The 13753-nt window shown below is 63.1% G+C and carries 11 protein-coding genes; 2 read left to right on the forward strand and 9 right to left on the reverse strand.

Annotated elements, in window-relative coordinates; genetic code table 11:
• Window position 1 precedes the first annotated feature (1 nt).
• The 9 genes from apnL to mtnK all read right to left on the reverse strand — a co-directional run bounded on the left by apnL (window position 2) and on the right by mtnK (window position 10995).
• Entirely contained in the window at window positions 2-1840 is a 1839-nt protein-coding gene (gene apnL / locus ACWUKX_RS02620; RefSeq protein WP_456003551.1) for a D-apionate lactonase, read from the reverse strand.
• On the reverse strand, window positions 1837-2874 hold the full coding sequence (locus tag ACWUKX_RS02625) for a Gfo/Idh/MocA family protein (protein WP_456003554.1): 1038 nt from the start codon (window positions 2872-2874) through the stop codon (window positions 1837-1839). The genes apnL and ACWUKX_RS02625 overlap by 4 nt, the downstream gene beginning before the upstream one ends.
• Window positions 2874-3938: an ABC transporter permease gene (locus tag ACWUKX_RS02630; protein WP_036267445.1), complete on the reverse strand. Its 1065-nt coding sequence runs from the start codon at window positions 3936-3938 to the stop codon at window positions 2874-2876. Before ACWUKX_RS02630 ends, ACWUKX_RS02625 begins: the two co-directional genes overlap by 1 nt.
• Entirely contained in the window at window positions 3931-5487 is a 1557-nt protein-coding gene (locus tag ACWUKX_RS02635) for a sugar ABC transporter ATP-binding protein (protein ID WP_456003557.1), read from the reverse strand. Before ACWUKX_RS02635 ends, ACWUKX_RS02630 begins: the two co-directional genes overlap by 8 nt.
• Window positions 5484-6143 carry a DUF2291 family protein gene (locus ACWUKX_RS02640; RefSeq protein WP_456003560.1) on the reverse strand — a complete coding sequence of 220 codons (660 nt, stop codon included), beginning with the start codon at window positions 6141-6143 and terminating at the stop codon, window positions 5484-5486. The genes ACWUKX_RS02635 and ACWUKX_RS02640 overlap by 4 nt, the downstream gene beginning before the upstream one ends.
• Window positions 6144-6219: 76 nt before the next feature.
• Window positions 6220-7161 (reverse strand): substrate-binding domain-containing protein, encoded by a 942-nt coding sequence (locus tag ACWUKX_RS02645; protein WP_456003563.1) that lies wholly within the window; start codon window positions 7159-7161, stop codon window positions 6220-6222.
• A gap of 270 nt (window positions 7162-7431) precedes the next feature.
• Window positions 7432-8259, reverse strand: coding sequence for a phosphogluconate dehydrogenase C-terminal domain-containing protein (locus ACWUKX_RS02650; protein ID WP_287336506.1), 828 nt, complete (start codon window positions 8257-8259; stop codon window positions 7432-7434).
• 376 nt (window positions 8260-8635) lie between these two features.
• Window positions 8636-9727: an S-methyl-5-thioribose-1-phosphate isomerase gene (gene mtnA / locus ACWUKX_RS02655; protein WP_095518180.1), complete on the reverse strand. Its 1092-nt coding sequence runs from the start codon at window positions 9725-9727 to the stop codon at window positions 8636-8638.
• Window positions 9724-10995: an S-methyl-5-thioribose kinase gene (gene mtnK, locus ACWUKX_RS02660; RefSeq protein WP_065008348.1), complete on the reverse strand. Its 1272-nt coding sequence runs from the start codon at window positions 10993-10995 to the stop codon at window positions 9724-9726. Before mtnK ends, mtnA begins: the two co-directional genes overlap by 4 nt.
• A 136-nt stretch (window positions 10996-11131) precedes the next feature.
• Here mtnK and ACWUKX_RS02665 point away from each other — a divergent pair, with 136 nt between their 5' ends.
• Window positions 11132-12658, forward strand: a complete 1527-nt coding sequence (locus ACWUKX_RS02665) for a sugar ABC transporter ATP-binding protein (RefSeq protein WP_456003566.1) — start codon at window positions 11132-11134, stop codon at window positions 12656-12658.
• Between the two features lie 36 nt (window positions 12659-12694).
• Window positions 12695-13714 carry an ABC transporter permease gene (locus ACWUKX_RS02670; protein WP_029355307.1) on the forward strand — a complete coding sequence of 340 codons (1020 nt, stop codon included), beginning with the start codon at window positions 12695-12697 and terminating at the stop codon, window positions 13712-13714.
• The last annotated feature ends 39 nt before the right edge of the window (window positions 13715-13753 follow it).

A 13753-nucleotide genomic window follows, 5' to 3' on the forward strand; every position in this document is an offset into this window, starting at 1 on the left:
TTCACCCGATTCGGGTGATCGCGTAAGGCGGCATCACAAGGTGGCGTCGTTCGAACCCGGAGATATCAACCGTCACTTCGCTCGCCGTCAGATTCGCCAGCCACATGACGGTCTGGCCCGCGGGAGAACGGCCGGCCAGCGTGAGCACCCGCGTCTCATCGCTAGTCCTCGCCGCTAAGTGCCTGAAGCCGGCCAGTTCGCAAAGCCCCTTGATAGCTTCGAAAATCGGCCGGGGTTCACCTTCGCCGACGGGTTCCCCGGATGCCGCCAGGACGCCGAACGGTCCGGTGAAGCTGGACAGCGTGAGCATCTCCAGCCCGGCCGGCGCGACGCGCGCGGCATAGCCGATCGTCCATGCTGCCGCGAACATGCCGGCATGGCGAGGATCCCGGTCGGCCATGGCGATGCGCTGACGGTGCGGATTGGCTTTGGGCGCACCGCCATAGGGGTTCTGCCGCATGGCGATGGTCGACGGGCCGATCCGGTAGTGTTTTGGCCCGAAGATCGCCCGCACCGATGCGGTGATGAAAGGCAGCGCCTCCAGCGATTGCATGACGCTGAGATCGTCGGCGGCGTGCACGATCGGGCATGTGCAGTGGGTGACGAAATCGAGCAAGTCGGTGGGAACGCGCTTGCGGTTCAACTCAGTGAAATAGCTGAACATGCCGCCGCCGAGGCGGATATCGGGAAAGGCACGCCGCGCGGCGGCATAGACCTCCTCGAGCGGCGGACATTCAGGCCATGCGCTGCCCGGCGGCGTCGACTGCCGGTCGACCGAGGGCGAAACGGCGATGGCCGAGAGCTTCAGCCCGGCCTGTCGCACCGCATCGGCGACGCCTGAAAGCTCAGCGTCGAGATCGCCAACGCAGGAAACGAAGAATTCAAGCGTCGTCTCGACCGGGCAGGCTGCGGCGAGCCGGGCATAGGACTGCAAGGCTTCGAGGCCGTGGCCACGCGTCGGGTCGTAGTGGAACGTCAGCTGTTGCGGGCCAAGCGCGGACAGCGTCGGAAGGTTTGCCAGCGCCGCCTCGACCTCATCCGGGTAGATGATCACGCCGATATCCGGTAGTGCCGGTCCGGCTTCGCCGAGCTCGGCGCGGACGTATTCGGCGGCTGTTGCGGCAGCCGGCGCCTTCACGTCGCCTGAGATGCGCAAGCTGATTGTCTGGCGCAGAGTCTCGCCGGCAGGCAGCACATAGGGCCATGGCAGCGCGAGCGGCCGGACATAGGTCTTGTAGGACGCGTCCGACCAGTTGCGTTGGTCCTCCATCTCGAACACGTCGCCTTCCATCCGGCATTCGGCGGTGACGCCGGGCCGGACCTCATGGGTGATCGCCCGCAAATCCTTGAAAGGCTGCCAGGGGTCTATCAGCTGCGGAAGCTTCGTTTCCATCACGCTGCCGTCGGTGTGCTCGACGGTGATCGGGCTGCCGGCCAGGCCGGCGATCGGATGCAGGATGCAGAAGCCGCAGCGATTGGTCTCGAAATCGTCTTCGGGACGCGCGCTCACGTCGAAAACCAGCTGGCCGTCGGCGGAACCTTCGATCGTCGCGCGAAAGTCGAGCCGGCTTCCCTTTGGTCCGACGCAACTTGCCGAATAGCTGACGGAGAAAGTGTCGGCACCCTGGTCAATGACTAAATCCGTGAGCGCCGGCTCGTAAGTGCCCCAGTCGCGGTCCCTGATGACATAAGCGATGGTGCGCAGCACTTCCGTGCCGCCGTGGCGCATGGTGCGCAGATTGCCGTTGACGAAGTCGGCGCTGAGTGCGCCGGCGCGCAGCCTGACCGGCTCGGCCTCGACCGCGCGCGTGCCATAGAGGAGGAAGGCGTCGGCGGTCATCTCAGCAAAGTGTCGAGCTGCACCGGCTCACGGCTCGCAGCGCCCGCATAGGCGGCCTCGACCAGCGCCAATGTCCTGAGATTGTCCGCACCCGAGGTTGCCGGCTCGGTCCCGTTCTCCAGGCAATTGACCCAGTGCTTTTGGATGGCGACGACGCTTTCCTGGATGTTGTGCCATGGTCGCGATGCCCATGGCAGCAGCGGTGGCGAGACGTCGCTGACCGCCGTTCCGTTCCTGCCGGTGACGGTGAGTCGGTAATCCTGCTCGAGCCGGATCGTGCCGCCGCTGCCGTCGATCTCGACCAGCGTCTGCGGAAACGGCTCAGTAGCGAGCTTGGTCGCATAGCTGCAATCGACCACAGACGTTGCGCCGCTCTCGTGGTCCATTAGCATTGTAGCGACGTCCTCGCCGGCAATCTCAGGATTAATGCGAGCGGTTCGTGTCGTGATCGTCGAAACGTCGCCCAGCAGAAAGCGGGCAATGTCGAGACTATGGATGCCGAGGTCCTCGATGATGAAGCGCTTTCCCGTCGCCAGATAGGGCTGGCCGGAAAACACGTCATAGGCCGAGCGGAACGAGATCCGCCCGAAGAACGGGGTGCCGATGTCACCGTTGTCGAGCACGGCGCGCACCGCCTGGATCGGCGACTGCCAGCGAAAATTCTCATGCACCATCAGCGGCACGCCGGCGTCAGAGCAGGCCTTCGCCATGGCCTTGGCATCGGCAAGCGTCGGCGCGAACGGCTTTTGGCAGATTGCCGGAACGCGATGCCGCGCCGCCATCTCGACAAGCGGACGGTGGCTCGGCGCGGTGGTGGCGATATCGACGAAATCCAGTCTTTCGGCGGCAAAAAGTGCTGCCGCGTCGGTATAGCGCCGCGTGATGCCGAACTGGTCGCCGACTATCTTGAGCCGTTCCGAATCGCGGTCGCAAATGGCGACGATCGAGGCGCCGGCGATGTCGCGCCAGGCGTGCATCTGGTTGACGGCAAAGAAGCCGCAGCCGATCAGCGCTCCACGCAGTTCCGCCGCCATCAGCCCGCCTTTGCCATCTGCATTAGCGTCACGCGGCTCTGCAGCCGGCGCTGCGCCTGGTCGACGACGACAGCGACGATGATGACAAGGCCCTTGATCACCATCTGCCAGAACGAGCTCACCCCCATCATGACCAGCCCGTCGGAGAGAATGCCGATGACGAAGGCACCGACGATGGTGCCGCCGATCGTGCCGCGGCCGCCCGACATCGACGTGCCGCCGAGCACCGCCGCTGCGATGGCGTTGAGCTCGAAGCTCTCGCCGGTCGCCGGATGCGAGGCCATCAGCTCGGACGAGATGATCAGGCCGACGACCGCCGCGCAGAAGCCGGAGAACATGTAGACGAACATCTTCACCATGTTGACCCTGACGCCCGAAATCCGCGCCGCCCGTTCGTTGCCGCCGACGGCGAAGATGTGGCGGCCGAGCGGGGTGTATTTGGCGAGATAGGCCGCCCCAAGTGCTACGACGACAAGTATCCATATCGAAACCGGCAGGCCGAGCAGCCGGCCGGCGCCGAGGAAGCCGAACCCAGTCGTACCCAGATCGGGCTTGCCGACAAGGTTCGGGAAGGTGCGGCCATCGGACGACAGCAGCGCCAGGCCGCGTGCGACATAGAGCACGCCGAGCGTGGCGATGAACGGCGCGACATTCAGCCTGGTGATCAGCAATCCGTTGACGGCGCCGATCAATATGCCGACCGCCAGCGTGATCAGTGCGATTTCGAAGACGTTGAAATAGATCGTATAGCCGACCTGCAGGTCGATGCCGTTGAGCACGAGATAGCCGGCGACCATGCCGCACAGGCCGACAATCGAGCCGACCGAGAGGTCGATGCCTCCGGTGATGATGACGAAGGTCATGCCCATGGCGAGGAAGGCGTTCAGCGCCACGTGCTTCGACATCAGGATCAGGTTGGCGGCCGACAGGAAATTCGGCGCCGCGATCGAGAAGAAGATCAGGACGGCGATCAACGCAATGAACGTCCTCGCCTTCATCAGCGTCAGCAGGACGGAGCCGCTCGAGGCGGAGGCAACTGAAGCCTTGGCCGGGATGTCAGTCATGGGCGTGGCTCTCCGTGTGCGGGACCGGTCCGTGGCCAAGCGCCGATGCGGCGACAAGTGCCGCCTCCGTCGCCTCGGCGCGATCGAACATGCCGGTCAGTTTTCCATTGCTCATCACCGCGACCCGGTCGGACAGCGCCATCACCTCGTCGAGATCCGAGGTGGCGAAAAGTATGCCCAGTCCGTCGCGGGACAGTTTGCGCATGGTGCGGAAGACGTCGGCCTTGGCGCCGACATCGATGCCGCGGCTCGGTTCATCCATCAGCAGCACCTTGGGTCCGGTGAGCAGCGCCTTGCCGATGACCACCTTCTGCTGGTTGCCGCCCGACAGCGACGAGACCTCGTGCGCCGGATTGGCGACCTTGATCGCCAGCTCCCGCACCATCTGCGTCACCGCCTGGTTTTCCTTGGCGCCACGGATATGGAACAGGCGGACAAACCGCGACAGGCTGGCCAGCGTAAGGTTGCTGGCGACCGAGAGGATCGACACCAGCCCTTCGCGCTGGCGGTCCTCGGGGATCAGCGCCAGCCCGCGCCGGATCCGCCGTGTCGTGTCGCGCTCTGTGATCTTTTTGCCGGCGATGAAGATCGTTCCGGTGGCACGGCCATGGCGTCCCATGATGCAGTCGAACAATTCGCTGCGTCCGGCGCCCATTAGGCCGTATATGCCGAGAATCTCGCCGGCGCGCAGCGACAGCGAGACGTGATCGACCGCAAGCCCGCCGGTCACGCGCGGCAGGCACATGTCCTCGGCCCGGAATATCTCTTCGCCCGGAACATGGCCGTCGGCCTTGGCGAAGTCCTTGGCGTCCGAGCCGATCATCTGCCGCACGATCCATTGCGTGTCGACGTTTTTCATCCTCTCCTGGCCGGTGATCCGCCCGTCGCGCAGCACGGTGATGTAATCGCCGATGCGGATCAGTTCCTCGAGCCGGTGCGAGATGTAGACGATCGCCACGCCGCGCGCCTTGAGGTCGGCGATCACCTTGAACAGGATCTCGACTTCCGCCGCGCTCAGCGCCGAGGTCGGTTCGTCCATGATCAGGATGCGCGCATCGAGCGAAACCGCCTTGGCAATCTCGACCAGCTGCTGCTGGCCGATACGCAAATCCTCGACCAGCATGTCCGGCCGGATGCCGGCTTTCAGCCGCTCGAGGAATTCCGCCGCGCGGCGCTCCTGTTCTCGGCTGTCGATCTTGCGGAGCCGGTTGGTGATCTCGCGGGTGGCAAAAATATTTTCTGCGACCGTCAGGTTGCCGAACAGGTTCAGCTCCTGAAACACCATGCCGATGCCGCGATTCACCGCGTCCCCGGATGAGGAGAAGGAAACCTCTTCGCCCTCCAGGATTATGCGGCCGAGCGTCGGCTGTTCGACGCCGGCGATGATCTTCATCAGCGTCGATTTGCCGGCGCCGTTTTCGCCGACCAGCACGTTGACCGCGCCCTTGCGCACCTCGAAATTCGCGCGCTTGACCGCGACGGTGCCCGAATAGACCTTGGAGACGTCTTCCAGCGTCAGGATGACATCGTGATCGGTGGCGGCAGTCATGGCTTCGGCCCGATCTCTGCCTCCGCCGGCGTCACCAGCGGCAGGTCCTGGCCGCTGCCGATGACATAGGCGCCGACAACCCTAACGCTCCGGCCCTCCAGCGCTTCGCGCGGCAGCTTGGAAAGCACTGTCTTGTCGGCGTAGGTGTTGAACGCCTTGCCGAACTGGGCGAAGTCGATCTGGTTGGTGAAATCGTTGAACTGGATGAAGTCGAGACTGTCGCGTAGCGCGGTGCCGCGCATTGCGGGTCCGATCTGCACCCGCGCATCCGCCTTGCCGTCGCCGTCGGCATCGACATCCATGGTTGCCGCGCGTGACTGTGTATTCGCCGCAACAATCTTGCCTTCGAGGCGAACCGAGAAGGTCCATGGCGAATTCGCCTGTTTCTTCGGATTGCCAAACTTGGCGCCGGCAGCCGCTGGATCGGCTTTCGCCAGGGCGTGAACCTCGGGAAATGGCCCGGCCTTCTGCTGGAGATAGGGCACCGCCTTGGCAGCCCAGATATCGCCGACCATCTTGTCCGCATTGAAGGCCGGAGGTTTGCCGCCGTTTTCCGCTGACGGTGTCGGCAGGATCTTGCAGGCGGTCAGGCTGAGGCCGACGGTCACGGCAAGGAGCGGCGCGGCGAGGATCGAACATGTCGGCTTGTTCGGCATGGCGGTCAGGGCACCCAGTAAATGGAAGCAAGGGACGAGCCGGAAGCTCGTCCCTTGCGATTGATGTTACGCCGGCTCAGTTGGTCAGCGCGAAGGTTTCCAGCTTGGCGGCATTGTCGCCATTGATCAGGACGCAGTCCATCAGCTGCTTTTCCTCGGCCGGAGACTTCTTGTTCTTGATGAAGTCGTTGGCCTGCTCGACTGCCATCTGCGCCTGCGCATAGGCCGGCTGCAGGACTGTGGCCTTGATGCCGCCTGAAGCGATCGAATCGCGCACGTCATTCGATCCGTCGAACCCGACGACGATGACATCCTTGCGGCCGGCGGCGGCAAGGGCGGCATAGGCGCCCATCGCCATCGTGTCGTTGCCGGAGATCACGCCCTTGATGTCCGGGTTAGCCTGGAGGATCGATTCCATCTTGGAATAAGCTTCGGTCTGGCTCCAGTTGGCCGACTGCTGCGCCACCATCTTCAGGTCCGGATAGTCGTCGATGACATCGTGATAGCCCTTCGAGCGAATGCCGGCATTGGTGTCGGATTCCTTGCCGACCAGCTCGACGAAATTGCCCTTCTCGCCCATCAGCTTGACGAACTCCTGCGCGCCGAGTTGGGCGCCCTGATAGTTGTTGGAGACGATCTGCGCGACGGCGACGCCGGTGGCGTTGATCTCGCGGTCGATCAGGAAGGACGGAACGCCCGCGTCCTTGGCCTTCTGCACGGCGGCGACGGTGGCGTCGGCGCCGGCATTGTCGAGGATGATCGCCTTGGCGCCGCGGCCGATCGCTGTGTCGATCAGCTCCGACTGCTTATTGGCGTCGTCGTCATGGACAAGCACCAGCGTTTCATAACCGAGTTCCTTGGCCTTGGCTTCCGCGCCGACGGCTTCCGCCTTGAAGAACGGGTTGTCGTGCGAGGGCGTGATGATGGCAATGAGATCCGCCGCATAGGCGGGTGCGGCGGTGCCAAACGCCAGCATGCCGGCAAAAGCCACAAGTGTTATTCTGCGAGTGAGTTTCATGATTTCCTCCCGTTTGAAAAAGCCCTGATCAACTCAGGCCACTGTCTGCGTTTCAATTCGCCAGGCGGCACAAGAGATCGCGGATCGCCTCAGTTTCAAAACCGTTTGCCGGCTTCCTCTGAACGGATCGTCGCGCCTCCCAGTCCCCGGCCTCCTCCGCTCGCCCAAGCCTCGAATTCCCTGGCGAGGCCTGGGTTGGCCCGAGCTTACGAACAGCTAAGCCAACTGGTATGATGAGTCAATCACTAATTCAGATGATATGTACCCGCCTCAGGTGATGCGCTGAATGCTCGCTGCAATCTCTTCCGGCTCGAAGACCCGCTTCCAGTCGTCACGCATCAAAACCGGCTTGCCGAACTCGATGGCCTTGTTGCAGGCATCGGAGAACACGCCCTTGGTCTCGCCGAAGATGACGGCGCCGAGCACGTTCATGTGGCCAAGCAGGAAGTCGAGTGCGGCCTGCTGGTCGACCCCGCGCGCGACGACCTCGTCGACCGCTTCCTTCATCACGACCAGCAACGAGGCGCAGACAGTCTCCGAAAGGCCGGGTTCGAGCAGCGCCATTTGGTCGACCGTGACGCGATGCGACCGCATGACCGGGGCCCAGATGATCTTGGCGATCGCTTCGCCCTTGGCGAAATCTTCCTCCGGTCCCTGCATCAGCGCGCTGACCATATGCTGCTTGGCCCTGACGCCGCCGAAATAGTCCTTCTTGGCCGCCATATCGGTCTCGTCGTTGAAGATCGGCGGATGGCAGGGATGGGTGACGAAATAGGTCAGGTCCGGCCGCTTGGGCAAATGGCCGGCGAAAGGTGCTGCGGCGTCCAGCACGACGACCATAGTGCCGGCAGCAAGCTTGCCCTCGATGCTGGCCGCCACCTTGCCGATATGGGTGTCGGGAACCGCCAAGATGACCACCTCGGCGCCATCGAGGGCTTCGTCGGCGCTGACCGCGTCGATGCCCAACCCCGTCTTTAGCCGCTCGCGGCCGACGTCGCTTACCTCGACATGACGTATCGTGTAGTGAGAGCCGCGAAAATTGGTCGACAGGCGGTAACCCATTTTGCCGCCGGCACCAAACAGCGCTATCGTTGTCATCTAGCCGTTACTCCTGATCTCGAACGATGGCCCGGCCGATCGTCATCTAATCAACTGGTATAATCACACTACCACGGCTTGGCAACTGGGATAGGAATCGAATGCCGGCCAGTTACGGTGGGTCCCTTCGCCGGTGCCGTAGGTTGTTATCATCGCCCACCGCATTGACGGACGATCGTCTCGCCTTAGCCCGCCTGCCGGCGAGGCGAGCACCAGGATGTCACGCAGAAATCGGCCGTCATCAAAATGCCGGCTGTCAGAGACGAGCTACTCTGGATGAGACGCAAGCCGCGCCCTTGCTGCGGATGGGGCAATCAACGGCTGGACTCTCGGTTATCCGCTGATACCGCTTTAAAAAGTCAATGAAGCCGGATCATCAGCGTCCGGGAAACATCGCCTTCAAGCCTTCGCGCGAGGCCCTGGCGACGCCGCGCTCCGTGATCAATCCGGTGACCAGCCGCGCCGGCGTCACGTCGAAGGCCGGATTTGCCGCGGGCGTCGTATCCGGCGAGATGCGGACCTGCGCAATCTCGCCATTCGCGGTCTTGCCCCAGACCAGCGAGACCTCGTCGCTGGAGCGCTGTTCGATCGGGATTTCGGCCAGCCCGTCACCCACCGTCCAGTCGATGGTTGGCGACGGCAGCGCGACGTAGAACGGCACGTCGTTGTCGGCCGCGGCCAGCGCTTTCAAATAGGTGCCGATCTTGTTGCAGACATCGCCATCGGCGGTGGTGCGGTCGGTGCCAACGATGACCATGTCGATCTGGCCGCGCTGCATCAGATGGCCGCCGGCATTGTCGACGATCAGCGTATGCGGCACGCCATGGCCGGCCATCTCCCATGCGGTCAGCTGAGCGCCCTGGTTGCGCGGGCGTGTTTCGTCGACATAGACGTGAACGGGAATGCCCGCTTCCGTTGCCAAATAGATCGGCGCCGTGGCGGTGCCGTAGTCGACGGTGGCGAGCCAGCCGGCATTGCAATGGGTCAGGATGTTGACCGGTTCTCCCGGCCGCTTGCGCACCGCGATTTCCTTGATGATTTCAAGTCCATTAACGCCGATGGCTCGGTTGAGGCCGACATCCTCGTCGGCGATTTCTCCGGCGCGCCGGTAAGCAGCCTCGGCGCGTTGTCCAGATGGAAGCGGCCGCAGGAAACCTCGCATCTCATCGAGCGCCCAACGCAGATTGATCGCGGTCGGGCGCGTTTCGTGCAAGACCTCCCAGATGCCGTCGAGTGCTGCATCGGATGGATCGTCGGCCATCTGCATGGCGACGCCATAAGCGGCGGTGACGCCGATCAGTGGCGCGCCGCGTACCCACATGTCGCGGATCGCCGTCGCGATGCCGGCAACCGTTCCGACTTTTTCCACGCGGAAATCATGCGGCAGCCAGCGCTGGTCGATGATGTCCACCGAACGGCCGTCGTCGCTCAGCCAGATGGTCCGGTAGTGACGGTCGCCGACGTTCAAATTCTGTTCTCCTGTTCGATCAGCGCGGCCAATGTGTTGACCTCGTCGATGCTGTGAATCTGGCGCCGGTTGACGGCGATGTGACGGCCGAATTTCAGTGCCTTCGCCTCACATGTGGCGCGCAGATCCTCGTCGGCAATGGTCTCGAAATCGGCGTTGTGCGCCAGGCCCAGAATACGCCGGTGCACCTCGACGCCGGCAAAGCCCAGCATGTCGGTCCAAATCGAATGCAGCATGTGGTCGAGCGCCTGTTCGGCGCCAAGCCTGTCGCCCTGATCCTCGAACAGGCTCTTCTGGTAGAGCATGCCGGTGCGCTCGGTTCGCCACAGATGCGAAAACTCGGTGCGGAATACCGACCATGTCTCGACCGTCACATCGAGCAAATAGCCGCGCATGGCGTCGCGCTTTTCCTTCTGTTCGTGACCGCGCTGCGAAAAGAACGCCATCCAGAAATTGGCGAGCAGCATGCCGACATCGAAGGCCATCGGCCCGTAGAAGGCGAATTCGGGGTCGATCATCCGCGTTTCTGAGTCGGTGACCATGATCGAGCCGGAATGCAGGTCGCCGTGCAGCAGCGTTTCTGCATTGGCCGCAAAAAGATGCTTCAGCCGCTGCGCCTCGACCTTGAGATCGCGGTCCGCGCGCAATTCTGCGACGATGCCGTCGAGCTGCGGGCTCGTATGCCGGTTCATCTTGGCGTCGAAATAGGGATCGGAGAACACCAGATTCTCGGTGATATCGCAGAGCTCGACATTGTCGGCGAACAGCGCCAGATCCGCCTTGCGATCTTTGGTCACCATGCTGAGGTCGGAGCCGCGAAACAACGTGCGGGCCATGAACAAGCCGATATCCCTGGCGATGTTCGGCAACTGGCGGCCCTCGATCAGCGCCCGCCGCAAGATGATGTGCGGCGACAGATATTCCATGATGATCAGCGCCTGGACTTCGTCGAAATGATAGATCGCCGGCACCGAGCCGGGCGCTCTCGCTTCCTGCCGCGTCAGCGCGTGATACTCGAAGAAGGAGCGCTTCAATGGCAGCGGCCAGCTGTCGCCGACCAGGCGAACATAGGGCAGGGCCTGCTTGACGACGGCAGCACCCGTGGCGCCCTCGACGATGAAGACCAGGTTCAGATTGCCGTCGCCGACCTCGCGGACCTTCCAGCGGGCCGTGTCCTTGCCGATATGCGAACACAGCGCCTCGTTGGCGCCAAGGCGTGCCGCCAATGTCTCGACCGACAGTGCTTCGAACGGCAATTTCCCAGTCATCCTCACCCTCCCGCTGATGTGCTCCCATCATAGTGGAGCCAAGGCGGTTGGTCCAAGCTAGGAAGCTCTCTGGCAATTGTCAATCGTGTTGACAATTGCCGGAGCAGCCCCTAGCGTCATGGTCAGGGAGAAACGAATGGGCAATGATGCCGTGTTCCGCGTGCACGGCCTGAGGAAGTCCTTTGGCCATATCGAGGTGCTTGGCGGCGTCTCGCTCGATTTGCATGCTGGTGAAGTGACCGTGCTGATGGGCGCCAACGGCGCCGGCAAATCCACCCTCGTCAAAATTATCAGCGGCGTCTACGAGCGCGGCGGCGGCACGATGAGCCTTGCCGGCCACGACTTCGCGCCGGAGGATTTCGCGCCAAAAACGCCGGCGGAGGCGATCCGCGCCGGCGTCGTCACCGTTCATCAAAACATCAATGACGGTGTCGTCGCCGATCTCGACGTCGCCACCAATTTGACGCTCGACAGGCTGAGCGGCAGCGGCGCGCCGACCCTGTTCAATCCGGGCCGGGTGCGTCGCGAGGCAAAAGCGGTTGCCGACCGCATGGGGCTGGCCATCGACCTGAAGGCCCGGATCAGCGATCTCTCGCTGGCCGACCGCCAGATGGTGGCGATTGCCCGCGCCATGGCGCATCAGCCGAAGGTCCTGTTCCTCGATGAGCCGACCTCCTCTTTGTCCAGCGCCGAAGCCGACCGGCTGTTCGCGCTGGTCGACAGGCTACGCGAGCAGGGCGTCGCGATCCTCTACATCTCGCACCGCATGTCCGACATCAGGCGGCTTGCTGACCGGATCGTCTCGATGCGAGACGGCGTCATCTCAGGTGTTTTCGACCGCAAGCCGCTCGATTATGAAGGCGCCGTCAACGCCATGCTTGGCCGCAAGATCCACCTCGACCGGATCGTCGCCAGGAATTCGCCCAAGCCTATCCTGACGATCGACGGGTTGCGCATTGCAGAAGGCTCCATGCCGATCTCGCTGACGCTCGGCGACGGCGAAGTCGTTGCCATCACCGGCCTCGTCGGCGTCGGCAAGACCGCGCTCGCCGAGACGCTGTTTGGCGTCCGCAAGCCGCTCACCGGGACCATGACGTTGAACGGAAAACCCTATGCTCCGGGTTCGACAGGCGAGGCGATCGCCGCCGGCGTGTTTCTCGTCGCCAAGGACCGGAGCGAAAACGGGATCGTCGGCGACTTCAACATCCAGGAAAATATCAGCCTGCCGTTCCACAGGCGGATGTCGCGTATGGGCGTTCTCAAGCGCCGCATCGAGCGCGCCACCGCCCGCCAGCAGATTCGGGAACTGGGCATCGTCTGCCGCTCGGAGAAGGACGAAATGTCAGCCCTTTCCGGCGGCAACCAGCAGAAGGTGATGGTCGCCCGCTGGATCTCGCAGGCGGCAAAGCTGTTCATTCTCGACGAGCCGTTTCAGGGCGTCGACATTTCGGCCAGGCGCGACATCGCGGCCAAGCTGCGGGCGAGCGCGAACGGCCGTGCGACGCTGCTGTTCGTCACTGAACTCGACGAGGCGCTGGAGACCGCCGACCGCATCCTGGTGATGTCGGAGCAGACAATCGTTGGCGAACACCGCAACGCCGACATCGATCTCGAGCGCTTGTTGGCCGAAGTGGCGGGCAGGTCGTTGCACAGCGCAGCGTGAGGGCGGGCAGATAATGGGACGTGGAATGGAGAGGGCATGAGTTCGGGTTTGGTAAGGATGGCAGCGGCGCGCGACCATGCCATCCGCTATGGCTTCATCGTTCTGCTGTTCGGGTTGATTGCCTATTTCGCCATCGCCGCCGATGGCTTCGTCTCGCCGCAGAGCGCCGTCTTCATCTTCCAGTCGGTCGCCATCACCGGCGTGCTGGCGCTCGGCGTCACCGCCACCCTGGTCGTCGGCGGCTTCGACCTGTCGATCGGCTCCGTCGCCACCAGCGCCATGATGGCAGCCGCCTATGTCATGGTGGTGCTGGAGCAGAACGCCGTCGTCGCGGTTGTCGCCTGTCTCTTGATCGGTGCCGTTGTCGGCCTCATCAATGGCTGGCTGATCGTCTATATGCGCGTACCGGACCTTCTGGCGACGCTCGGCATGATGTTCCTGCTCGTCGGCCTGCAGCGCATTCCGACCGAGGGCCGCTCGATCGCCACCGGCATGACGATGCCCGATGGCGCGGTCGCCAACGGCACGTTCGGCGCTGGCTTCCTGGCGCTTGGCCGCCACCGCTTCGATTTCTTCATCCCCAACCTCATCCCGGTTTCGGTAGTCGTCTTGCTCGTGCTTGCGGTGCTGATCTGGTTTTTTCTCGAATACACCCGTTTCGGACGCATGATGTATGCGGTCGGCAGCAACGAACGGGCTGCCGAACTCGCCGGCGCGCCTGTCAAGGCATACAAAATCTGGGCCTACGTTATTTCAGGGGTTTTTGCCTCGATCGGCGGCATTTTGCTCGCTGCCCGGCTTGGACGCGGCGACATCGCCTCGGGTAATAATCTCCTGCTCGACGCTGTCGCCGCGGCGCTCATCGGCTATGCGGTCCTCGGGGCCGCCAAGCCGAACGCCTTCGGTACGGCCGTCGGTGCGGTGTTTGTCGGCGTGCTGCTGCAGGGCCTGACGATGATGAACGCGCCCTACTACACGCAGGATTTCATCAAGGGCGTGGTTCTTGTGGTTGCCCTTGTCTTCACCTTCGCCCTTTCCGGCAGGGGCAAGAGGTAGGGTTTCGACAGATAGGATTTCGACCGGCTGAAATTTGAG

The sequence above is a fragment of the Mesorhizobium sp. f-mel genome, assembly GCF_053850215.1.

What these genes read in the sequence shown, in the direction of transcription:
- apnL (WP_456003551.1), bottom strand. Translation starts at nt 1,840, where the DNA reads ATGACCGCCGACGCCTTCCTCCTCTATGGCACGCGCGCGGTCGAGGCC.
- ACWUKX_RS02625 (WP_456003554.1), bottom strand. Translation starts at nt 2,874, where the DNA reads ATGGCGGCGGAACTGCGTGGAGCGCTGATCGGCTGCGGCTTCTTTGCC.
- ACWUKX_RS02630 (WP_036267445.1), bottom strand. Translation starts at nt 3,938, where the DNA reads ATGACTGACATCCCGGCCAAGGCTTCAGTTGCCTCCGCCTCGAGCGGC.
- ACWUKX_RS02635 (WP_456003557.1), bottom strand. Translation starts at nt 5,487, where the DNA reads ATGACTGCCGCCACCGATCACGATGTCATCCTGACGCTGGAAGACGTC.
- ACWUKX_RS02640 (WP_456003560.1), bottom strand. Translation starts at nt 6,143, where the DNA reads ATGCCGAACAAGCCGACATGTTCGATCCTCGCCGCGCCGCTCCTTGCC.
- ACWUKX_RS02645 (WP_456003563.1), bottom strand. Translation starts at nt 7,161, where the DNA reads ATGAAACTCACTCGCAGAATAACACTTGTGGCTTTTGCCGGCATGCTG.
- ACWUKX_RS02650 (WP_287336506.1), bottom strand. Translation starts at nt 8,259, where the DNA reads ATGACAACGATAGCGCTGTTTGGTGCCGGCGGCAAAATGGGTTACCGC.
- mtnK (WP_065008348.1), bottom strand. Translation starts at nt 10,995, where the DNA reads ATGACTGGGAAATTGCCGTTCGAAGCACTGTCGGTCGAGACATTGGCG.
- ACWUKX_RS02665 (WP_456003566.1), top strand. Translation starts at nt 11,132, where the DNA reads ATGGGCAATGATGCCGTGTTCCGCGTGCACGGCCTGAGGAAGTCCTTT.
- ACWUKX_RS02670 (WP_029355307.1), top strand. Translation starts at nt 12,695, where the DNA reads ATGAGTTCGGGTTTGGTAAGGATGGCAGCGGCGCGCGACCATGCCATC.